The sequence below is a fragment of the uncultured Allobosea sp. genome, assembly GCF_945957345.1.
Lineage (GTDB): Bacteria > Pseudomonadota > Alphaproteobacteria > Rhizobiales > Beijerinckiaceae > Allobosea.
Genome location: NZ_CAMFKW010000006.1, coordinates 42,397 through 61,987, shown reverse-complemented (window position 1 = coordinate 61,987; position 19,591 = coordinate 42,397). Strand labels below are relative to the sequence as shown.

Sequence of the window (19,591 nt, the reverse complement as noted above, 5' to 3'; positions counted from 1 at the left end):
CCATGCCGCGCCCCAGCAGCGACCTGAAACCGAAACGCCAGGGTCGCCCGCCGACCATCGAAAACGCGCGCGACCGCATCCTCGACGATGCCGCCCGACTCTTCGCCCGCGACGGTTATGACGGGACATCGCTGAGCGAGCTCGCGACCTCTGTCGGTGTCACCAAGGCGGCGATCTACCATTACTTTCCCAACAAGCAGGAGATCTACGAGGCGATCATCGTGCGCACGCTGGAAGGCTTGCGCCGGCATGTTTCGCAAGCGACGGCCGGCGCCTCCGGCCCGGAAGAGGCGCTGGCCCGCTTCATGACCGCCCATGCCGATTTCTTCGAGGATCACTATGACGGCTTCCTCACCATGCTCGTCGGCTATGGCGGCATGGAGAATGTTGTGATGATCGCCGAAGCGCAGAAGCTGCGCGACGAGCACGAACAGTCTCTGAGACAAATCATCGCCGACGGCATCACCCGAGGCGCCTTCCGGCCGATCGACGTCGATGTGACGAGCCGCGCCGTCCTCTCGATGCTCAACTGGATGGTGCGCTGGTTCAAGCCGGGCAAGGGCCGCCGCGCCGCCACCTTCGCACAGGATTATTGCGACCTGATGCTCGGCGGCCTGCGCGGCTGATCGTCAGGCAACCGCCGCAAGCACCTTGGCCAGCCCGGCGACGCCACGCCGGATCACCTCGACATCATGCGCCGCATAGCCGATGACGAAACCGGCCTCGGCCAGGCGTTCCGTTCCCGAGGCATAGAGCGGCCCGATCGGATAAAGGCCGATCCCGGCCTCGCGGGCCGCTGCGACGATCGCCGCCTCGCGCTCCGCCGGGACGCCGTTCAGCCAGGCGACGACATGCAGGCCGGTATCCGCGCCGGTTACCGTCAGGCGCGTCCCGCATTCCTCGGCGAGAGCCTGTAGCAGCGCGGCCCGGCGCTCCGCATTCCGCCGCCGGATACTGCGGACATGGCGTTCATAGCCGCCGCTGGCCAGGAACTCCGCCAGCGCCTCCTGCTCCAGCAGCGGCGTATGCCGGTCGGTCAGGCGCTTCGCCTCCGCGAAGATGCGGCAGAGATCGGGCGGCACGACGAGATAGCCCAGCCGTAGCGTCGGCGACAGCGTCTTCGAGACCGTGCCGAGATAGATCACCTTGTCCGGCGCAGAAGTCTGCAAGGGCGGGATCGGCGCGACGCCGTGCCGGTACTCGCCATCGTAATCGTCCTCGACGATCACGGCCCCGGCTTCGGCAGCCCAGTCCAGCAGGGCGCGCCGCCGCGCCGCCGAGAGGACGCTGCCCAGCGGATACTGATGAGACGGCGTGACATAGGCCAATCGTGCCGTGGGCAGCCCCTCCGTTCGGATGCCCTCACGATCGACGGCAACGGGCACGACCACGCCACCGGAGGCCGCGAAGGCATGCCGCGCCAGCACATAGCCGGGATCTTCCATGACGAAGCTATCGCCGGGATCGAGCAGCAGTCGGGCGCAGAGGTCGAGCCCCTGCTGCGAGCCATTGACGACGATGATCTGTTCCGGGCTGCAACTGATCCCGCGGGCGCGCCACAGATAGCTCTGCAACGCTGCCCTCAGTGGAGCTGAGCCCTGCGGATCGCTGTAACGCAACCGTTCGGCCCGGCGCAGGCTCGCCCGATTGAGAGCGCGGCGCCAGGCCAGCATCGGGAAATCCGCCCCGCTCAGGTCGCCATAACGGAGATCGGCGACGCGATGCGTCTGGAATTGGGCCGGCGCGGGCAAGGCCAGCAGGCGCTCGGCAAAATCGGACAAGGTTCGCGCCCCAGTCGCAGCCGCAACCTCCGGCACAGGCACCGCGGCAAGCCCACGTGCCACGACGGCGCGCGCGCCGGGGCGGTTGAGCAGGTAGCCCTCCGCGATCAACTGCCCATAGGCGGCCGTGACTGTCGTCCGCGACACGCCCCATTCGATGGCGAGCGCCCGGCTCGACGGCAGACGATCGCCCGGCCGGTATTCTCCGTCATGGATTCGCTGCTTGATCGCGGCGATGATCCGGCGGGCGACGCCCTGCTCTTCCAACTGGACCACTTAAAACCCTTGGAACTGGATATTCCTGAAGGTCCAGATTGCAGGCATGACAGCGGCGGCACAAGGAGTTCCCGCATGTACACCCCACCGGCCTTTCGCGACGAGGACAGGACGAGCCTGCTGGCGACGATCCGCGCCGCGCGGCTCGCGACCTTCATCACCGCGACGGCAGAGGGGCCGCTGGCGACGCCGCTGCCGCTCTTCATCGACGAAAGCGAGGGCGAGCATGGGGTTCTCTACGGGCATCTGGCCAGGGCGAACCCGCAATGGCGCACGCCCACGGTCGGCAACGGCCTCGCCATATTCGCAGGCCCCGACGCCTATGTGACGCCGAGCTGGTATGCGCTGAAGCAGGAGACCGGCAAGGTCGTGCCGACTTGGAACTACGTGACGGTCCACGCTTCCGGCCCGGTCGAGTTCTTCGACGATCCCGCCCGCTTGCTGAATGTCGTGACGCGCCTCACCAACCTGCACGAGGGCGAGCGCGCCGCGCCCTGGGCGGTCTCCGACGCTCCGCCGGAGTTCATCCAGGCGCAACTGCGGGGCATCGTCGGCCTGCGCATGCCGATCGCGACACTCGAAGGCAAGCGCAAGCTCAGCCAGAACCGCAGCCCGGCGGATCGCTCCGGCGTGGCCGCCGGCCTCGCGGGGAGCGAGCGGCCGATGGATCGCCATGTCGCAACCCTGATCCCGGTATGAGCCCGGTCGGGCTCGCCTTCGCGAAGCGGCAGGCCTAATCAGGGGTGACGGCGGGTTGCGGCAAGCATGAACCCGCCGCGACAGCCTTGACGAGCCGGCCTATGAAAATCGCGATCATCTCCGACATCCACGGCAATCTCGATGCGCTGCAGGTGTTTTTCGAGAGCCAGATGATTCCAGGGAGTTTCGACGAACTCTGGGTGCTGGGCGATCAGGTCAATTTCGGCCCGCAGCCGCGCGAGGTCCTCGAAATCCTCCGCGACAGGGCCGATATCGCGATCCAGGGCAATCACGACCATGCCGTCGGCTTCGACGACGACAGCCGCTGGACGCCGGCATTTCGCGCCATGGCTGAGGCGACGCGGCGCCATACTTCAGCCGAGCTGAACGACGAGCAGAAGCGCTACCTGCGCGAATTGCCATTGACGGTGAAGGTCGAGCGCGAGGGAACGCGCTTCCAGCTCGTCCACGCGACACCGTCGGACCCGCATTACGGCTATCTGCTGGCAGATGCGGAGGGTTGGGCGGCCGAACTGGACAGCGTGGACGCCGACGTGTTGCTGGTCGGGCATACGCATACGCCCTTCATCCGCCAGATCGGAAACAAGACCGTCGTCAATCCCGGCAGTATCGGCCAACCACGGCGAGGTAAGCCGCGGCCAAGCTACGCGGTTTGGCAGGATGGCGTCTTCGAACTCCGCAGCTACGACTACCCGATCGAAACGACGGTCGCGAAGCTCGAAAAGCTCGGCCATCCCCCGGAGGTCGAGGCGGAGCTGATCCGCATCGTCCGGGAGGGCTGAGCCGCCGGGTTTACGACGCCCGCTTGGCGACGATGGTCAGTTCGCCGTCATTGTCGAGCGAGGCGAGCACCACGTCACGGGAGGTGAAGCCCTTCGTGGCGAGAGCCGATTTCAGCTTCGGCTCGTTCTCGATCGTAGCCTGGATTCGTTGAATCTGACCGGCTGGCTGTGCCTTCGACCGCTGCGTCACCTGCTCCTGGGCGGCCGCCGGCAAGGCATCCATGTCGACGACGCTGACAGACTTGATCGTCCCCGCCTTTTCGTTGTCGGAGGGCTCGGATTGAGCTGGCGGGGTCGGCGTGGTCGGCGCTTGCGCCAGAGCGCTGCCAGAGACAAGCAGTGCGGTACTGATGGCAATCATGGCCTTTCGCATGGAGTATCCTCCTGTAGGTTGGCGATGAGTGGCCCATCGGACAGCTCAAATGCGGTCTCAGGCTGAAGCCGGTCTGGTCATTTCGCGGTGATGTTGTGGCAGGGCCTGCCACAACTTGGCTTCAGGCGCCGTTCTTGATCAACTCCCGCGCGATGATGGTGCGCTGGATTTGGTTGGTACCCTCATAGATTTGCGTGATCTTGGCGTCGCGATAAAGCCGCTCGACCTCGAAGCCGCGGATATAACCGGAGCCGCCGAAGACCTGCACGGCATTGGCGGTCTGCGCCACTGCCATGTCGCTGGCGAAGCACTTGGCCATCGATGAGGCCGAGGTCGCGGGCTTCTCATGGTCGATCAGCAACGCGGCGCGCTCGACGAGAGCGCGGGCGGCGGCGATGTCCTTGGCCATGTCGGCGAGCAGCCATTGCAGGCCCTGATTGTCGAGGATCGGCTTGCCGAACTGCCGCCGGTCGCGCGCATAGCCGAGCGCAGCTTCGAGGCCGGCCTGCGCGATGCCGACCGCCAGCGAGGCGATGCCGACCCGGCCCTTCTCCAGCACGCTCATCATGATGTGGAAGCCCCGCCCCTTGGGGCCGAGCAGCGCCTCGCGCGGTACCGTGACGCCGTCGAAGGTCAGCGCGCCCACCTGGCTCGCGCGCTGGCCCATCTTGTGCTCCTTCGGCCCGCGCGAGACACCCGGAGCGTTGAGATCGACCAGGAAGATGCTCATGCCGCGATGGCCGGCGGCAGGATCGGTCGAAGCCAGCACGAAGCCGAGATCGGCGACCGGCGCGTTGTGGATCCAGAGCTTGCCGCCGTCGATGACATAGCCCTCGGCCGTCTCGCGCGCGGTCGTGCGGACGTTCGAGAGGTCGGAGCCCGCCTCGGCCTCGGTCAGGCAATAGGCGACGCGCGTCTTGCCCGCGAGGATGTCGGGCAGCCGCGCCAACTGCTCCGGCGTGCCGTAGCGGGTGAGCAACGTGCCGATCAGTTCGACGAGGCCGCACTGGTCGGCAACCGAGGAATAGCCGCGCGAGAGCTCTTCCATGACGATGGAGTAAGCGTAGGTATCGAGCCCGGCGCCGCCATGTTCCTCCGGCACCGTGATGCCGAACAGACCGAGTTCGCCCATTTGGGCGTAGATCTCGGCGGGAAAGCTCTCGTCGCGGTCGAGATCGTTGGCGACGGGCCTGACGATATCCTCGGCGAAGCGCCGGGCGGTCTCGCGGATCTGGTCGTAGATCTCGGCATCGAGCAGGGGAGCGTGCATGGCCTGCCCTCCCCTCAGACGACGCCGTTGAGGGCGCAGAGATGGGTCATCCGCCGCGCCGCCAGGTCGGGATCGATCAGCAGCCCCGACTGATCTGCGAGGCGGAAGAGATCGGCATAATGCAGGATGCCGCGCGCCGATTCCGCGCCGCCGACCATGCGGAAATGGTTCTGGAAGCCGTTGAGCCAGGCGAGGAAGACGACGCCGCATTTGTAGTGCTGCGTCGGCGCCTCGAAGAGCCGACGCGAGAGCGCGACGGTGGGATCGAGAATGGCGTGGAAGCCAGCGCGATCGCCTGCCTCCAGCTTGGCGAAGGCAGCAGCCGCAGCCGGAGCGATCGGGTCGAAGATGCCGAGCAACCCGTGCGAGAAGCCCTGCTCGTCGCCGCCGATCAGCTCCGCATAGTTGAAGTCGTCGCCGGTATACATGACGACACCCGCCGGCAGGCGGCGGCGCATCGTGATCTCCTTGCCCGCGTCAAGCAGCGAGATCTTGATGCCGTCGATCTTGTCGGCGTGCTCGCGGATCAGGGTGAGCACGGTCTCCATCGCCGGCTCGAAATCGCGGCTGCCCCAGTAGCCGGCCAGCGCCGGATCGAACATCTCGCCGAGCCAGTGCAGGATCACCTTGCCCCGGCACTGGCGGATCAGGCGGTCGTAGACGGCGAGATAATCGTCCGGGCCCCTCGCGACACGGCAGAGCGCGCGGCTCGCCATCAGGATGATCTTGCCGCCATGCTCCTCGATATGGCCGATCTGCTCCTCATAGGCGCGGATCACGTCGTCGAGGCTGCGGGCCTCCTGCGGGGCGAGCTGGTCGGTGCCGGCGCCGCAGGCGAGATCGGCGCCCGGTGTCACCTTGGCCTCGGCGAGGACGCGGGTGATGAGCTCTGCCGCGTTCGGCCAGTCCAGCCCCATGCCGCGCTGCGAGGTGTCCATCGCCTCGGCGATCTTGAAGCCGAGGCCCCAGAGATGATGCCGGAAGGCGAGCGTCGCGTCCCAGTCGACGGCCGGTTCCCTCCAGGGATCGACCAGCTTCAGCGGGTCGGCGACGACATGGGCGGCGGCATAGACTGTGCGGATGCCGTTGGGCTTGGCCGTCTGTGGAAAAGGCGAAGGCGGCGCCAGCCTGTAGCGCTCGCTGCTGCCGTCCAGGCGGGGCAGGCTGATCTCGACCATCGCTTCCTCCGACGATTTATTGGAACGTTCCAATTATGAAACGTATTTCCAGCTTTATACAGAGGCCATAAAGGCTTTGAAAGAGGCATATTGCGCACTGCTCCATTCGCTGATAATGGAACGTTCCAAGAAAAGAAGAGCGCCACGCGCATCAGGGACGAAACCATGCCGCAGTTGCAAAGCAGCAAGGGGAAGGTGACGATCATCGAGATCGCAGACGCCGCCGGCGTCTCGAAATCGACGGTCTCGCTCGTCCTCACCGGCCGCGGCGCGGTGAAGCCCGAGACCCGCCAGCACGTCCTGCAGACCATGGACCGGCTCGGCTATGTCTATAATCGCGGTGCCGCCAACCTTCGCAACGCGCAGTCCCGCATCGTCGGCCTCGTCCTCAACGACCTCTCCAACCCGTTCTTCGCCGAGTTCGCCATCGGCGTGGAGAAGGTGCTGCAGATGGCGGGCTATGTCGCCTTCATGGCCAACACCGCCGAGAGCGTGGTGCGGCAGGACCAGGTGATGCGGATGATGCGCGAGCATGGCGCCGGCGGCATCATCCTCTGCCCCGCCCTGGATACGCGCCCCGAGCATCTCGATTGGGCCAAGGCGGCCGGCACCGCGCTACTGGTGGCGATCCGCCGCTTGCCCGGCGCCGATACCAGCGTCGTCGTGCCCGAGAACCTCGTTGGCGCCAGCCGCGTCACCCGCCACCTGATCAATCTCGGCCATGAGCGCATCGCCTTTCTCGGCGGCATGCATTCGATGGTCGTCCGGCAGGAGCGGCATGGCGGCTTCCTCGCGGCGATGGAAGCGTCCGGCCGCAGCATCGACCCGGCGCTCAACCTCGAGAGCATGCCGACGCGCGACGGCGGCTTCGGCGCGATGAGCGCGGTGCTCTCGCTCGCCGACCGGCCGACCGCGGTCGTCTGCTACAACGACGTCACCGCGATCGGCGCGATGCTCGCCGCCGCGCGCCACGGCCTCGTCGTCGGGCGCGACATCGCCATCGTCGGCTTCGACGACACCAGCGAGGCCCGCCATGTCTCCCCGGCTTTGACCACCGTCGCGGTCGATCCCGTCGGCCTCGGCGAGCGCGCCGCCGCCCTCCTGCTCAAGCAGATCAACGACCCCGCCGCCGAGGCCGAGAGCTTCATCGGCCCCGCCCATCTCGTCATCCGCGAATCCTGCGGCGCCTATCAACGCGCGCTCGCAGCCGCCGGATGAACCCTTTCCGAAGAGACAAGCGATCATGGCCTTTCCTCGCATCCTCTCCGCCGACGAAGCCGCTGCCTTGATCCCGGACGATGCGATCGTCACGGTCTCCTCCTCATCCGGGCTCGGTTGCCCGGACGCTGTGCTGGCAGCGATCGGCCGGCGCTTCGATGCGTCAGGGCATCCGCGCAACCTGACGACGCTGCACCCGATCGCAGCCGGCGACATGTGGGGCGTCAAGGGCGTCGACCATATCGCCAAGCCCGGCCTGCTGGCGCGGATCATGGGCGGCTCCTACCCCTCCGGCCCGTCCTCCGCCGAGCCGCCCGCGATCTGGAAGATGGTCGCGGGCAACGAGATCCCGGCCTACAACATCCCGAGCGGCATCCTGTTCGACATGCATCGCGAGGCCGCGGCCAAGCGCCCGGGCGTGCTGACCAAGATCGGCATGGACACCTTCGTCGACCCCAGGCATCAGGGCTGCGCCATGAACGCGCGCGCCATGGCCGAGCCGATCGTCAGCCGCGTCGAGTTCGACGGCGAGGACTGGCTTTATTTCCGCAGCATCGTGCCGAAGGTCGCGATCATTCGCGCCACCACGGCCGACGAGCGCGGCAACCTCTCCTACGAACATGAGGGCGGCCTGCTCGGCCCGCTCGATCAGGCGCTGGCCGTGCGCAACAATGGCGGCATCGTCATCGCGCAGGTGAAGCGCGTGGTCGAGGCCGGCAGCCTCAACACCCAGGCCGTCTTCGTGCCGGGCATCCTCGTCGATGCCATCGTGGTCGCGCCCGACCAGATGCAGACAACGCAGACCGTCTACGATCCCGCCATCTCCGGCGAGGTGCGCCGGCCGCTGTCGAGCTTCGAGACCCCGGCCTTCGACGTCGCCAAGGTCATCGCACGGCGCGTCGCGCAGGAATTGCGCCATGGCGATGCCGTCAATATCGGCTTCGGCATCTCCGCCAATGTCCCGCGCATCCTGATCGAGGAAGGCCAGCACGGCGCCGTGACCTGGGTGATCGAGCAGGGCGCCGTCGGCGGCGTGCCGCTGCTCGAATTCCAGTTCGGCTGTGCCTCCAATGCCGAGGCGATCGTCCCCTCCCCCTACCAGTTCACCTATTTCCAGGGAGCGGGCTTCGACATGTCGCTGCTTTCCTTCCTGCAGATCGACCGGCAGGGCTGCGTCAATGTCTCCAAGCTCGGCGTGCGTCCTCATGTCACAGCCGGCGCCGGCGGCTTCATCGACATCACCGCGCGGGCCAAGCGCATCGTCTTCTCCGGCTATTTCAGCGCCGCTGCCAAGCTGGCGATCACGGACGGCAAACTCGTCATCGAGAAGGAAGGCAAGGTGAAGAAGCTGGTCGAGGCGGTCGAGCATATCTCCTTCTCCGGCCCTCGCGCGATCGCCCAGGGCCAGGACATCACCTATGTCACCGAGCGCTGCGTGATGAAGCTCACGGCCGAGGGCATCGTCGTCACCGAGATCGCGCCGGGCGTCGATCTGGAGCGCGATATCCTCGCCCAGAGCGAATTCCCGCTGCTGGTGCCGAAGCCGCTGAAGCTGATGGACGCCGCGCTCTTCGACGAGGCGCTCATCGGCCTCGAACTCCCCGCGAGAGCGGCATGAGCGATCCCGTCCGCCTCGACATCGCCGCCGGCATCGCGACGATCACGCTCGCCCGCCCGGAAAAGCTCAACGCACTCGACGACGTCATGGTCGGCCTGCTCGGCCGCTTCGCCGATGCCATCGATGCCGATCGTTCGGTGCGCGCCGTCATCCTGACCGCCGAGGGCAAGGCCTTCTGCGCCGGCGGCGACATCGTCGCCTGGGGCGGGCTGTCCCCACTGGAAATGGGGCAAGGCTGGGTCCGCTCCGGCCACCGCGTCTTCGACAAGCTCGCGCGGATGAAGCCGCCGGTCATCGCCGCGATGAACGGCCATGCGCTCGGCGGCGGGCTCGAACTCGCCGTCACCGCCGATATCCGCATCTGCGAGGTCCAGGCCAAGATCGGCCTGCCCGAAACCGGGCTCGGCATGATCCCCGGCTGGTCGGGCACGCAGCGGCTGGTCCGGCGGCTCGGCGGGCAGGTGGCGCGCCGCCTCGCGCTGACCGGCGAGATCGTCACCGCCGAGCAGGCGCTGACGCTCGGCATCGTCGACCAGGTCGTCGAGAAGGGCGGCGCGCTCGCAGCGGCGCAGGCCCTGGCCGAGCGCATCTGCCAGCGCGGCCCGGTTGCGAACCTTGTCGTCAAGCAACTCATCAACGCCGCCGAGGACGAGGATAGCGGCGCGATCATGGAGACTCTGGCAAGCTCGCTCGTCTCCTATACCGACGACGTGAAGGAGGGTGTCTCCGCCTTCCAGCAAAAGCGCACGCCGACTTACCGGGGAGAATGAGATGACGCGCCCCGTTGCCCTCATCACCGGCGCACGGCGCGGCATCGGCCGTGCGATCGGCGTGGCGCTGGCCAAGGCCGGCTACGACATCGCTTTCACCGACATCGCCGAGGACGAAGCCGTCGCCGAAGCGTCGAGGCTGTTCCAGGCAGCCGGCGCGAAGACCCGGTTTTTCAGGCACGATGTCGCGGCGGTCCCGAGCCATGCCGGCCTCGTCGCGGACGTGAAGACAGCTTTCGGTCGGCTCGACCTCTTCGTCTCCAATGCCGGCATCGGCGCGCCCGTGCGCGGCGACATACTGGAGATCACCGAGGAGAGCTTCGACCTCGTGATGGACATCAACCTGCGCGGCGCCGCCTTCCTCAGCCAGGAAGTCGCCAGGGCGATGCTGGCGGACCGGCCGGAGCGTCCCGCGATCGTCTTCATCACCTCGGCCTCGACCGAGCTCGTCTCGATCGATCGGGCGCAATATTGCGTCTCGAAGCTCGGCCTCTCGATGTGGGCGAAGGCGCTCGCGGTCAGGCTCGCGCCGGAGGGCATTCCGGTCTTCGAAGTACGCCCCGGCGTGATCCGCACCGACATGACGACGAAGGTCGCGGCCAAATACGATGCGCGCATCGCCGACGGGCTGATCCCCGCCGGACGCTGGGGCGAAGGCGAGGACGTCGCCGCCGCGGTCGCCGCCTTGACCAGCGGACAATTCGCCTATGCAACGGGAACGGTGATCAATGTCGATGGCGGCTTGCTGATTCCGCGATTGTAGGGATTCTCGGCGGCGGGGCGAAGAAGCCGGCGATCCAGCCGGCCAGGAGGAACGGATGGGGAAGGCACATGAAAGCGGCTCGGCTTTCGCGGCCCGGAACGGGCGGTCCGCATGAGCTATGAATTCGACTTCGCCGACGTCTTCGCGGCGTGGCCCGAGCTGTTGCAGGGATTGTTCAATTCGCTCGTGCTCTCGGCGCTGGCGATGGCGATCGGCATGGTGGTCTCGATCGCGGGCGCGCTCGGCAAGACATCCGGGCCGAAATGGCTGGTCTGGATCATCGACGAATATATCGAGCTGATCCGCAACACGCCGTTCCTCATCCAGATCTTCATGATCTATTTCGGCCTGCCATCGCTCGGCCTGAAATTCTCATCCAACGGCGCGGCGCTGCTGGCTCTGGTGGTGAATGTCGGCGCCTACGGCATCGAGATCATCCGCGCCGGCATCGAGAGCATCCAGAAGGGCCAGATCGAGGCCGGCAAGTCGCTGGGCATGCGCCCGCTCCAGATCTTCCGCTACATCATCCTGAAACCTGCGATCCAGGCGATCTATCCCTCGCTGACCAGCCAGTTCATCCTGCTGATGCTGAACACCAGCGTCTGCTCGGCGATCGCGGCGAGCGAGCTGACCGCGGTGGCAGGCGATATCCAGTCGCGCACCTTCCGCAGCTTCGAGGTCTATTTCATCGTCACCTGCATGTATCTCGGCCTTTCCGTCTTCTTCTGGTCGGTCTTCGCCGGCATCGAGCGCACCTTCCTGCGCAAGCCAACCCGGTGAGGTGAGACGATGCGCACGCTCGGATCAGCCGATATCATCTACATCATCATGGCAGTGCGCTGGACGCTGCTGCTCTCGCTCGTCGCCTTCCTCGGCGGCGCGATCGGCGGCGCACTGATCGCGCTCGCCCGCACCGGCGAGTATAAGTGGCTGCGGGTCGCCTCGGCCGGTTACATCAAGGTCTTCCAGGGCACGCCGCTCTTGATGCAGCTCTTCCTCGCCTTTTTCGTGCCGGGGCTGTTCGGCTGGTCGGTCGATCCCTGGACGGCGGCCGCGCTCGGCCTCTCGCTCCATGCCAGCGCCTTCCTCGGCGAGATCTGGCGCGGCGCCATCGAGGTCGTGCCACGCGGACAATGGGAGGCGGCGACCTCGCTCGGCCTGCGCTACTGGCCGAAGATGGTGCTCGTCCTGGCGCCGCAGGCGGTCCGCATCGCCATTCCCCCGACGATCGGCTTCCTGGTGCAGCTCATCAAGGGCACCTCGCTCGCCTCGATCATCGGTTTCGTCGAGCTGACGCGCGCGGCGCAGGTCATCAACAACGCCACCTTCCGGCCCTTCACGATCTTCGCGCTGGTCGCGCTGCTCTATTACGTCATCTGCAGGCCGCTCTCGGCCTACAGCAAGAGGATGGAGCGGAAGCTCCTCGTCGCCGCGCGATAAAAAGCGTCGATGCAACACCAAGCCTACCCCTCAGAGGAGAACGTCCATGTCGCTGTTTAAATCGATTTGCCGCCGCAGCTTCGGCGCGCTGGCCGTCGCGGGCCTGGCCGCCGCCGCGCTCCACGCCGCGCCGGCCAAAGCCGCCACGCCCGACGAGATCAAGGCCCGCGGCAAGCTGATGGTCGGCGTGCTCACCGACTACCCGCCCTTTGGCGGCACCGACGCCAATCAGCAGCCGGCGGGCTACGATGCCGATGTCGCGGCGCTGATGGCCAAGTCGCTCGGCGTCAAGCTGGAGCTCGTGCCGGTCACCGGCCCGAACCGCATCCCCTATCTGCTGACCAACAAGGTCGACCTGCTGATCGCGACCTTCGGCATCACCCCGGAGCGCCAGAAGCAGGTGCTGTTCTCCAACCCCTACAGCACGCTGACCATCTATGTGCTGGCGCCCAAGAGCCTCAACATCAAGACGCCGGAAGACCTGAAGAACGTGACCATCAGTGTCGCGCGCGCCTCGACCCAGGACATCGCGATCAGCGCCGTCGCCCCGCAGGGCACCCCGCTCAAGCGCTTCGACGACGACGCCACCACCTTGCAGGCGCTGATCTCGGGCCAGGTCCAGGCCATGGGTGCCAGCAACACCATCCTTGCCCAGCTCAACAAGGACTATCCGCAGCTGAACATCGAGCCGAAGATCACGCTGAAGGAACAGGCCAACGGCATGGCCTTCCGCAAGTCCGACACGGCACTGGCCGAGTTCTCCAACAAGTTCATCGCCGAGATCGACGGCAATGGCGAACTCTCCAAGATCAACCAGAAGTGGTTCGGAATCCCGCTTCCGAAGCTGCCGCCGATGCCGGTGTTCGAATCCGGCAAATTCTGATTGCCCAAGCAACGACGGCGTCATCCCGGATTTGATCCGGGATGACGTATGAGCCGGCGCGATCGCGTTGGTTCCCGTAAAGCGGAAGCGCCCGGTCATAGGCCGGGCTCTTCTTCCAACAGCCAGTCCAGAACGGTTTTCCAGATGGCCGCTATCGCCTCAACCGAAGCCGAGATCGGCGCCCCGATCATCGAGATGCGCAAGGTCGACAAGTTCTATGGCGACTTCCACGTCCTGCGCGATATCGACCTCACAGTGTCGCGCGGCGAGCGCATCGTCATCTGCGGTCCTTCGGGCTCCGGCAAGTCGACCCTGATCCGCTGCCTCAACCAGCTCGAAGAGCACCAGAAGGGCGAAATCGTCATCGACGGCACCACCGTCCACGCCAAGCTCAAGGGCATCGAGGACATCCGCCGCGAGATCGGCATGGTCTTCCAGAGCTTCAACCTGTTCCCGCATCTGACCGCGCTGGAGAACTGTACGCTGGCGCCGATGAAGGTGCGCGGCACGCCCAAGGCGGAGGCCGAGGCGACGGCCCGCAAGATTCTGGAGCGCGTCCATATCCCCGAGCAGGCCCATAAATACCCGATCCAGCTTTCGGGCGGCCAACAGCAGCGCGTCGCGATCGCGCGATCGCTCTGCATGAACCCGAAGATCATGCTCTTCGACGAACCGACCTCGGCGCTCGACCCCGAGATGGTCAGCGAAGTCCTAGACACCATGGTCGAGCTCGCCGAGAGCGGCATGACCATGATCTGCGTCACCCATGAGATGGGTTTCGCCCGCAAGGTCGCCGACCGCGTGATCTTCATGGATGCCGGCGAGATCGTCGAGATGGCGCCGCCTGAGCAATTCTTCTCGGCCCCGCGGAGCGAGCGCACGCGCAAGTTCCTCGGTCAGATCCTGCATCACGCCTAGATCATCGTTATCGCATCGGATTCGTCCGAAAAGTGGATTCCACTTTTCGGTCCGATTTTCGTCGCGCGGCGTGGATGCCGGGTCGCTTGGAGACAACGTGATGCAACAGGGACCCGGAGCAATTCCGCAATTCGGGAAACTGCGGAATTGCCCCGGAAGCGCTCAGATGAGAAATTCCGCCTTAGCCCTGCGCCGACACGAGCGGACGACGCAAGGTCATGTAGGCCAAGGCAACCAATATAAGAAACAGAATCCCGGACACGGAAAAGAAGTCGCTCGGTGACTTGAGCGTTGCAATGCCGCTATTGGCAACATCATTCAACACATTCATCGCAAGACCATATCCGGTGACCAGCCAGGACAACAACAGCATCCCCGCCAGCTCGTGCGGTCGAGCACGCTCCACCAGATCGGGCAACACGAAGGCCAGGGCAACGCCGAATATCATCAGGTCGTAATCGTAGCTGTAAGGGCTGATGAACAACGAAGCGACGCAGGCGATAGCCGCCAGAAAGCGCGTTTCGCAGCCGCGCCACCATCCGTAGAGGAAGAATCCAGCGGCAGCCAGGGCACCGGCCGCGTGAAAGGCCAGTGCAAGGGGTGCCGATCCGCCCGCCGCCCGAACGCCGGCATAAACCGAGGTCATCCGGAACAGCGGATAATATCCCTCGGCCAGAAACTCGCCAGCTTCCCGCACCCCTCCCAGGAAGGCCGCCCAGATCCCCCAGCCGAATGAAGCCGTGGCAGCCAGCAATGCCGCAACGACGATGCCGGCGGCGATCGCCATGGCCTTCCAGCGCCGCCCCAGCAGCGCGAGCAAAGCGATTCCGAAGGCCAGATGCGGCTTCAGGACCATCAGCCCGAGCGGCACGCCCGCAACGGCACGCTGGCGGATGAATGCCCACAGGAACCAGCCGACCAGCCCCCCCGTGAGAAAGCCGTTCTGTCCGATCCGGACCGTGAGGAGCAGCGCCGGCGCGATCGCGATGAGCACGCCCGGCAAGTATGCACCGGCGATCCGCCTGAGCACCGCCAGATAAAGGAGGAAGCTCAGCGTGATGAACAGCAGATAGGCGGCGCCGATTGGAAGTCGTGCCAGGCCCTGCATGAAAAGGGTATAGGGCGGCGGATAGGTCCAGGGCATGAAGTTGTTTTTGCCGTCGATCGCCCGCTGCTCCGCCATCATTTCGGCCGCTCGGTATGACTGGGCCGCCCTGCCTTGCCCCGCCATGGTGCCGGCAATGTAGAAGGCGTCGAAATCCGTGACCGCCTTGTCCCGCCCCAGCAGGCCCGGCGCCTGAAACAGGACTGCCGACACGAGCGCCAGCAACGCGCAAACCGCGACAATGGCCTTGAGCATCAGGCGGCTTGTGACGAGTTGCGACATCCGTGTCGCGTCGCTCACAGGTTTGTCCTCTTGAAGACGCTCTCGGGAAGAGCGCGGATCACCGCCATGACGAGCCGCCATACGGGCTTCGTGTAGAGGACGTCCTTGCGTTTCGCGACGCCCCGGAAAATCGCCTCTGCCACGTCCTCCGGCGCAGCGACAAGGCGCGGCGGAAGGGCCATCCCTTCCGTCATGCGCGTGCGCACAAAGCCCGGCAGGACCGTCATGACGTGGACCGGAGTTTTTGCCAACCGGTTGCGCAAGCCGGAGAGGAACGCAGTGTATCCCGCCTTGGCCGAACCATAGACGTAGTTGCGCGCCCGTCCGCGATCGCCCGCGACGGAGCTGATGCCGACGATCGTGCCGTGTCCGCGCTTCGCGAACCGGTTTGCGAGCAAGCCTGTCAGCAACGCCGGCCCCTCGTAATTGCTGCGCATGACCAGCGCCGCAGCCTTCAGGTCGGTTTCCGCCGCAGCCTGGTCTCCGAGCAGGCCGACGACGCAGACCGCGACCGCCGGCAGGGGCGCGAGCTGGTCCACGAAACCCGGAAGGGATTCCGTCGCCAGAATGTCCAGTTCGCAGAGCGTCACGGCCACGCCATGGCGCAGTTCGATATCGGCCTTGTCGACCGCAAGCGTCGTGACATTGCGCGCCGCGAGCTGCACGGCGTGGCCCGCGGCAGCGAAGCGGTGGGCGATGGCCAATCCGATATCGGAGCGGCCCCCGACGACAAGCACGGGTTCGGAAGTCATAGCTGCAGTCTCTCTGATTGGCTCGACCGGAACGACGTGGCAGCAAGGCCACGCCGCATCTCGACAAGTTGCGCGACGCGGTCGTCGGAGGCGCGCAATGTCCGCGCGCTGAGCCGGCTGTCCTTCGCCAGGTAGAACCGCCCTCCATGGGCGAGAACGATCTCGTCCAGCCGCTCCATGAGAGCGAGCGAGCGGCTGGACACCGGAAAATCCAGTGCCAGCGTGTAACCTTCCAGCGGGAAAGAGAACGCGCCGCCCTGCCCTCCCCCCAGACGCTTGAGAACGGCCAGGAAGGAACCCTGCCCGCTTTCGGCGATCACCCGCAGCAGAGCCGTGAGGCCGCGATGCGCGCCGGCGAGCGGGAGCACACACTGGAACTGCAGAAAGCCCGGGCGCCCATAGATGCGATTCCAGTCGGCGAGAGCGTCGAGCGGATAGAAATAGCTGTCCCAATCGACCAGTCTCTCGCCTCGCTTGCCGGCCTCGCGATGGTAGTACGCGGCATTGAAGGCGCGGACGGTCCAGCTGTTCATCAGCACCGCAGGCATGTCGAAGGGAATGCGAAGCTTCTTTTTGGCCGGTACGTCGTAAGGGTGTGTGCGCGAGGGCGCCGGCAGTTCCGCGGCCATGGCGTGTTCGCCGAGCGCGATGATCGAGCGCCCCAATGCAGAACCGCCCGCAAGGCAGTCGATCCAGGCCACCGAATAGCTCGCTGCCGCATGGTCCTCGAATATCCGCATGGCGGTCTCGAGGTTGGGCGACGGGAGGATTGTCTGCCTGATCCAGGCGCTCTCCACGCGGCGCAGCCGGAACGCCGCGCGCAGGATCACGCCGGTCAGCCCCATGCCGCCGATCGTCCAGGCGAAGAGTTCGGCATTTTGATCGCGGCTGCATCGCCGAACCTGGCCATCCGCACCCAGAACGTCCAGCCAATCGACGAAGGCGCCGAACGAGCCGTCGCGATGGTGGTTCTTGCCATGGACATCGGCCGCGACCATTCCGCCGACCGTCACGTATTTCGTTCCTGGCGTGACCGTGGGGAACCAGCCTCGCGGCAGGAAGCTGGCGATGACATCGGATAACAGCACCCCCGCCTCTGCCGCCAGGCAGCCCGTGGCGGGATCGAAGGTCAGCATGCGGTTGAAGCGCCGCATATCCACGGTGCAGGCCGCATTCTGGGCGCAGTCGCCATAGCCCCGGCCATTGCCACGGGCGATCAACGGCCCCTGTCCAAGAAGGGCGAGGAGGTCGGTTTCTGAACGTGGCTGCTGGAGAACACACTCCTCCAGCGGGTAGCGCCCCCAGCCGGAGATCAGCATGCCGCGCCGTCCATCGCCGACTGTCCCCTGACGAACACATAGCGGCGATCGAGATGGTACTTCACGAGATAGCCGACGGAGAGGCCGATGAGGGCGCCGATCTCGCGTGCGGCCTCGGCGTTCCAGGCCAGCCAGAACAAGGTCTCGGTTCCCCAGAAGATCGCGGTGGTCGCTACTCCCATCAGCGTGTAGAGGCTGAACTTCCGGCCGTGCTCCGCAATTCCGCTCGTCACATCGCCGAAAATCCAGCGCTTATCGAGGCAATACTTCAGCACGAGCCCCACCAGCGTTCCTGCCAGCAGTGCGAGGTAGTAGACGAAGGCCTCGTCGCCCCACCGCAGCACCAGGCGTTGCGTGCCGAGATTGCCTGCGGTCGCCACGAGCGCGAAGGCGACGTAGCGGAAAACGAACGCGACGCTGCTCACCACCAGGTGCCCGCCAGGGCGAGCGCTGCGATGACGGCGGCGCAGCCATAACTGACGCGGTCATAGGCTGCGAAAACCAGGGGATCGTCGTGCATTTGCCCGCGATGCGTGAGGATCGCGATGCGGCTGTTCCAGAACAGCAGCACCAGGCACACGCCCCACAGAAACTCATACGTGTTATAGAGCAGCCGAACCGGCTCCGAATTAGCGTAGAGCGCCAGAACCAGAACCGAGACAAGGCCGGAGGACACAGCCATGTTGCTCACGATCGGCAAATCGTCGGTGCGATAGCCTCGGCCTCGGGCCTGCACCGTTTCTGACGCGATCCCGTCGACCAATTCCGCCTGACGTTTGATACTGGCAAGGGAGAAGAAGAAGAAGGTGGAGAACGCGAGCAGCCACACGGATGCCGGAATGCCCGTCGCGACGGAACCGGCCAGGATTCGCATGGTGTAAAGCACCGCGAGCAGGCAGATATCGATCACGACCATCCGCTTCAGCCAAAGCGAATAGAGCGTCGTCAGCACCGAGTAGCCGAGCAGCAGGGCAAACAGGGCCGGGCTGCTCATCAGGGCGACGGCACCGCCGAGCAACCCGAGCACAGGCACCATCCAGGTGCCGTGACTGATCTTGACCGCGCCCGACGCGAAGGGCCGGCGCCGTTTGCGCGGATGCGCCCGGTCGGCGGCGAGGTCGAGCAGATCGTTCAGCACATAGGTGCTCGACGCCACCAGGCTGAAGGCCACGAATGCCAGCAGGGATTGCAGCATCATCGGCAGTGTCAGCTGATGGGCCGCCAGCATCGGCACGAAGACGAGAAGGTTCTTGAGCCACTGGTGCGGGCGCAAGGCGCGCAGGTAATCGCGCGTTTTCGCCGTTGCAGCTGCACGATGCACCGCCGGTTGCTCGGCCCCGTCAAACCGCGCTCGTGCGGCAGCCTGGCCCGGATCGAGCGACACCGCCTGTGCAGTGGCCGTCCAGCTCGACAGGCCAGCCGTCGTATCGCCGATGCAGGTGTAGCCGGCCGCGCCGAATGTCTCGCGCAGGAAGCGATCCTTGTCGCTGCCTTTGAGGTTGACCCCGTTGCCGGAGCCATGAACCTCGTCGAACAGACCGAGATGGGCCGCGACCTGGTCGGCCGTCGCCTGGATGGCAGCCGTCACCAGCGCGATGCGGCCGCCATGCTCCCGCCAGCGCCGGATGATGCCGAGCACCTCCTCGTCATAGGGAAGGCTGGCCGGATCGAGATTGGACATCTCCGCGAGCCGCTGCTTCAGCGCCAGCGGGCCTCGCATGAGCGCCGAGGCGGCGACCAGGGGCGTGTACCATCTCGCCGAACAGGCCGACCAGAACGTCTCCAAGAGCGAATCCGACCGGATCAGCGCATCGTCGAGATCCACGACCAGCGTGATCTTGGCGGGATTCCAGTTTGCGATGGTCATCGGCGCTTCCAGAACTCTCCAGCACCGCCATGGGCAATGTGGATAGGCTCATCGGAGCATGGAGGCGACGACCTTAAGAATGCTTAAAATGTAACCCGCCGAATGCGAACGTTATCGCATTTTGAAAACAGCTTTTTTGTCAGCGTATCCCAATATCCGCAGGCTAAGCTCGGATCGCTCAGATCATCGCTCTGGCCTCAAGGCAGCCTGTTTGCCAGCGTAAATCTGAAAACAAGCGCCGAGAACGTCGGATTGCCGAGCGGAGGCGACGTCGAT

The 19,591-nt window shown here is 65.6% G+C and carries 20 protein-coding genes; 11 read left to right on the top strand and 9 right to left on the bottom strand.

Annotated elements, in window-relative coordinates; translation table 11 throughout:
- Positions 1-2 precede the first annotated feature (2 nt).
- The gene (locus Q0Q36_RS04615; RefSeq protein WP_293795917.1) at positions 3-626 is read left to right on the top strand and encodes a TetR/AcrR family transcriptional regulator; all 624 of its coding nucleotides are present in this window, start codon (positions 3-5) and stop codon (positions 624-626) included.
- Between the two features lie 3 nt (positions 627-629).
- Here Q0Q36_RS04615 and Q0Q36_RS04610 read toward each other — a convergent pair whose 3' ends face one another.
- Positions 630-2,057, bottom strand: a complete 1,428-nt coding sequence (locus Q0Q36_RS04610) for a PLP-dependent aminotransferase family protein (protein ID WP_293795915.1) — start codon at positions 2,055-2,057, stop codon at positions 630-632.
- Between the two features lie 75 nt (positions 2,058-2,132).
- Between Q0Q36_RS04610 and Q0Q36_RS04605 the strand changes: the two genes are divergently transcribed.
- Both Q0Q36_RS04605 and Q0Q36_RS04600 read left to right on the top strand, forming a co-directional pair.
- Positions 2,133-2,756, top strand: a complete 624-nt coding sequence (locus Q0Q36_RS04605) for an FMN-binding negative transcriptional regulator (protein WP_293795913.1) — start codon at positions 2,133-2,135, stop codon at positions 2,754-2,756.
- A 101-nt stretch (positions 2,757-2,857) separates the two neighbouring features.
- The gene (locus Q0Q36_RS04600; protein WP_293795912.1) at positions 2,858-3,559 is read left to right on the top strand and encodes a metallophosphoesterase family protein; all 702 of its coding nucleotides are present in this window, start codon (positions 2,858-2,860) and stop codon (positions 3,557-3,559) included.
- A 10-nt stretch (positions 3,560-3,569) separates the two neighbouring features.
- On the opposite strand, the gene Q0Q36_RS04595 is transcribed toward Q0Q36_RS04600, so the two are convergent.
- The 3 genes from Q0Q36_RS04595 to Q0Q36_RS04585 all read right to left on the bottom strand — a co-directional run bounded on the left by Q0Q36_RS04595 (position 3,570) and on the right by Q0Q36_RS04585 (position 6,380).
- On the bottom strand, positions 3,570-3,920 hold the full coding sequence (locus Q0Q36_RS04595; RefSeq protein ID WP_293795910.1) for a hypothetical protein: 351 nt from the start codon (positions 3,918-3,920) through the stop codon (positions 3,570-3,572).
- A gap of 133 nt (positions 3,921-4,053) precedes the next feature.
- Positions 4,054-5,190: an acyl-CoA dehydrogenase family protein gene (locus Q0Q36_RS04590; RefSeq protein ID WP_367187157.1), complete on the bottom strand. Its 1,137-nt coding sequence runs from the start codon at positions 5,188-5,190 to the stop codon at positions 4,054-4,056.
- 26 nt (positions 5,191-5,216) lie between these two features.
- Positions 5,217-6,380 carry a dihydrodipicolinate synthase family protein gene (locus Q0Q36_RS04585; RefSeq protein WP_293795907.1) on the bottom strand — a complete coding sequence of 388 codons (1,164 nt, stop codon included), beginning with the start codon at positions 6,378-6,380 and terminating at the stop codon, positions 5,217-5,219.
- A gap of 165 nt (positions 6,381-6,545) precedes the next feature.
- On the opposite strand from Q0Q36_RS04585, the gene Q0Q36_RS04580 reads away from it, so the two are divergent.
- The 8 genes from Q0Q36_RS04580 (at position 6,546) to Q0Q36_RS04545 (ending at position 13,990) form a co-directional block, all read left to right on the top strand.
- Positions 6,546-7,598, top strand: a complete 1,053-nt coding sequence (locus Q0Q36_RS04580) for a LacI family DNA-binding transcriptional regulator (RefSeq protein ID WP_293795906.1) — start codon at positions 6,546-6,548, stop codon at positions 7,596-7,598.
- A 25-nt stretch (positions 7,599-7,623) separates the two neighbouring features.
- Positions 7,624-9,216, top strand: coding sequence for an acyl CoA:acetate/3-ketoacid CoA transferase (locus Q0Q36_RS04575; protein ID WP_293795904.1), 1,593 nt, complete (start codon positions 7,624-7,626; stop codon positions 9,214-9,216).
- Positions 9,213-9,986, top strand: coding sequence for an enoyl-CoA hydratase/isomerase family protein (locus Q0Q36_RS04570; RefSeq protein WP_293795903.1), 774 nt, complete (start codon positions 9,213-9,215; stop codon positions 9,984-9,986). Before Q0Q36_RS04575 ends, Q0Q36_RS04570 begins: the two co-directional genes overlap by 4 nt.
- 1 nt (position 9,987) lies before the next feature.
- Positions 9,988-10,749 carry a 3-ketoacyl-ACP reductase gene (locus Q0Q36_RS04565; protein ID WP_293795901.1) on the top strand — a complete coding sequence of 254 codons (762 nt, stop codon included), beginning with the start codon at positions 9,988-9,990 and terminating at the stop codon, positions 10,747-10,749.
- 111 nt (positions 10,750-10,860) lie between these two features.
- Complete coding sequence (locus Q0Q36_RS04560) at positions 10,861-11,529, top strand: amino acid ABC transporter permease (RefSeq protein ID WP_293795899.1); 669 nt, start codon at positions 10,861-10,863, stop codon at positions 11,527-11,529.
- 9 nt (positions 11,530-11,538) lie between these two features.
- Positions 11,539-12,189 (top strand): amino acid ABC transporter permease, encoded by a 651-nt coding sequence (locus Q0Q36_RS04555; protein WP_293795898.1) that lies wholly within the window; start codon positions 11,539-11,541, stop codon positions 12,187-12,189.
- Positions 12,190-12,235: 46 nt separating this feature from the next.
- On the top strand, positions 12,236-13,072 hold the full coding sequence (locus Q0Q36_RS04550) for a transporter substrate-binding domain-containing protein (protein ID WP_293795896.1): 837 nt from the start codon (positions 12,236-12,238) through the stop codon (positions 13,070-13,072).
- A gap of 144 nt (positions 13,073-13,216) precedes the next feature.
- Complete coding sequence (locus tag Q0Q36_RS04545) at positions 13,217-13,990, top strand: amino acid ABC transporter ATP-binding protein (RefSeq protein WP_293795895.1); 774 nt, start codon at positions 13,217-13,219, stop codon at positions 13,988-13,990.
- A gap of 181 nt (positions 13,991-14,171) precedes the next feature.
- On the opposite strand, the gene Q0Q36_RS04540 is transcribed toward Q0Q36_RS04545, so the two are convergent.
- From Q0Q36_RS04540 to Q0Q36_RS04520, 5 genes are read right to left on the bottom strand one after another with little or no spacing between them, the layout of a single operon-like run.
- Complete coding sequence (locus tag Q0Q36_RS04540; RefSeq protein ID WP_293795893.1) at positions 14,172-15,395, bottom strand: glycosyltransferase family 87 protein; 1,224 nt, start codon at positions 15,393-15,395, stop codon at positions 14,172-14,174.
- The gene (locus Q0Q36_RS04535) at positions 15,392-16,129 is read right to left on the bottom strand and encodes an SDR family oxidoreductase (RefSeq protein ID WP_293795892.1); all 738 of its coding nucleotides are present in this window, start codon (positions 16,127-16,129) and stop codon (positions 15,392-15,394) included. Before Q0Q36_RS04535 ends, Q0Q36_RS04540 begins: the two co-directional genes overlap by 4 nt.
- The gene (locus tag Q0Q36_RS04530; protein ID WP_293795891.1) at positions 16,126-17,448 is read right to left on the bottom strand and encodes an FAD-binding oxidoreductase; all 1,323 of its coding nucleotides are present in this window, start codon (positions 17,446-17,448) and stop codon (positions 16,126-16,128) included. Before Q0Q36_RS04530 ends, Q0Q36_RS04535 begins: the two co-directional genes overlap by 4 nt.
- Positions 17,442-17,873 (bottom strand): GtrA family protein, encoded by a 432-nt coding sequence (locus tag Q0Q36_RS04525; RefSeq protein WP_293795890.1) that lies wholly within the window; start codon positions 17,871-17,873, stop codon positions 17,442-17,444. Before Q0Q36_RS04525 ends, Q0Q36_RS04530 begins: the two co-directional genes overlap by 7 nt.
- The gene (locus Q0Q36_RS04520; protein ID WP_293795888.1) at positions 17,870-19,315 is read right to left on the bottom strand and encodes a UbiA family prenyltransferase; all 1,446 of its coding nucleotides are present in this window, start codon (positions 19,313-19,315) and stop codon (positions 17,870-17,872) included. Before Q0Q36_RS04520 ends, Q0Q36_RS04525 begins: the two co-directional genes overlap by 4 nt.
- Positions 19,316-19,591 lie beyond the last annotated feature (276 nt).

Coding starts and splice junctions, on each gene's coding strand:
- Q0Q36_RS04615 (WP_293795917.1), top strand. CDS start 3: ATGCCGCGCCCCAGCAGCGACCTGAAACCGAAACGCCAGGGTCGCCCG.
- Q0Q36_RS04605 (WP_293795913.1), top strand. CDS start 2,133: ATGTACACCCCACCGGCCTTTCGCGACGAGGACAGGACGAGCCTGCTG.
- Q0Q36_RS04600 (WP_293795912.1), top strand. CDS start 2,858: ATGAAAATCGCGATCATCTCCGACATCCACGGCAATCTCGATGCGCTG.
- Q0Q36_RS04595 (WP_293795910.1), bottom strand. CDS start 3,920: ATGATTGCCATCAGTACCGCACTGCTTGTCTCTGGCAGCGCTCTGGCG.
- Q0Q36_RS04585 (WP_293795907.1), bottom strand. CDS start 6,380: ATGGTCGAGATCAGCCTGCCCCGCCTGGACGGCAGCAGCGAGCGCTAC.
- Q0Q36_RS04580 (WP_293795906.1), top strand. CDS start 6,546: ATGCCGCAGTTGCAAAGCAGCAAGGGGAAGGTGACGATCATCGAGATC.
- Q0Q36_RS04575 (WP_293795904.1), top strand. CDS start 7,624: ATGGCCTTTCCTCGCATCCTCTCCGCCGACGAAGCCGCTGCCTTGATC.
- Q0Q36_RS04570 (WP_293795903.1), top strand. CDS start 9,213: ATGAGCGATCCCGTCCGCCTCGACATCGCCGCCGGCATCGCGACGATC.
- Q0Q36_RS04565 (WP_293795901.1), top strand. CDS start 9,988: ATGACGCGCCCCGTTGCCCTCATCACCGGCGCACGGCGCGGCATCGGC.
- Q0Q36_RS04560 (WP_293795899.1), top strand. CDS start 10,861: ATGAGCTATGAATTCGACTTCGCCGACGTCTTCGCGGCGTGGCCCGAG.
- Q0Q36_RS04555 (WP_293795898.1), top strand. CDS start 11,539: ATGCGCACGCTCGGATCAGCCGATATCATCTACATCATCATGGCAGTG.
- Q0Q36_RS04550 (WP_293795896.1), top strand. CDS start 12,236: ATGTCGCTGTTTAAATCGATTTGCCGCCGCAGCTTCGGCGCGCTGGCC.
- Q0Q36_RS04545 (WP_293795895.1), top strand. CDS start 13,217: ATGGCCGCTATCGCCTCAACCGAAGCCGAGATCGGCGCCCCGATCATC.
- Q0Q36_RS04535 (WP_293795892.1), bottom strand. CDS start 16,129: ATGACTTCCGAACCCGTGCTTGTCGTCGGGGGCCGCTCCGATATCGGA.
- Q0Q36_RS04530 (WP_293795891.1), bottom strand. CDS start 17,448: ATGCTGATCTCCGGCTGGGGGCGCTACCCGCTGGAGGAGTGTGTTCTC.
- Q0Q36_RS04520 (WP_293795888.1), bottom strand. CDS start 19,315: ATGACCATCGCAAACTGGAATCCCGCCAAGATCACGCTGGTCGTGGAT.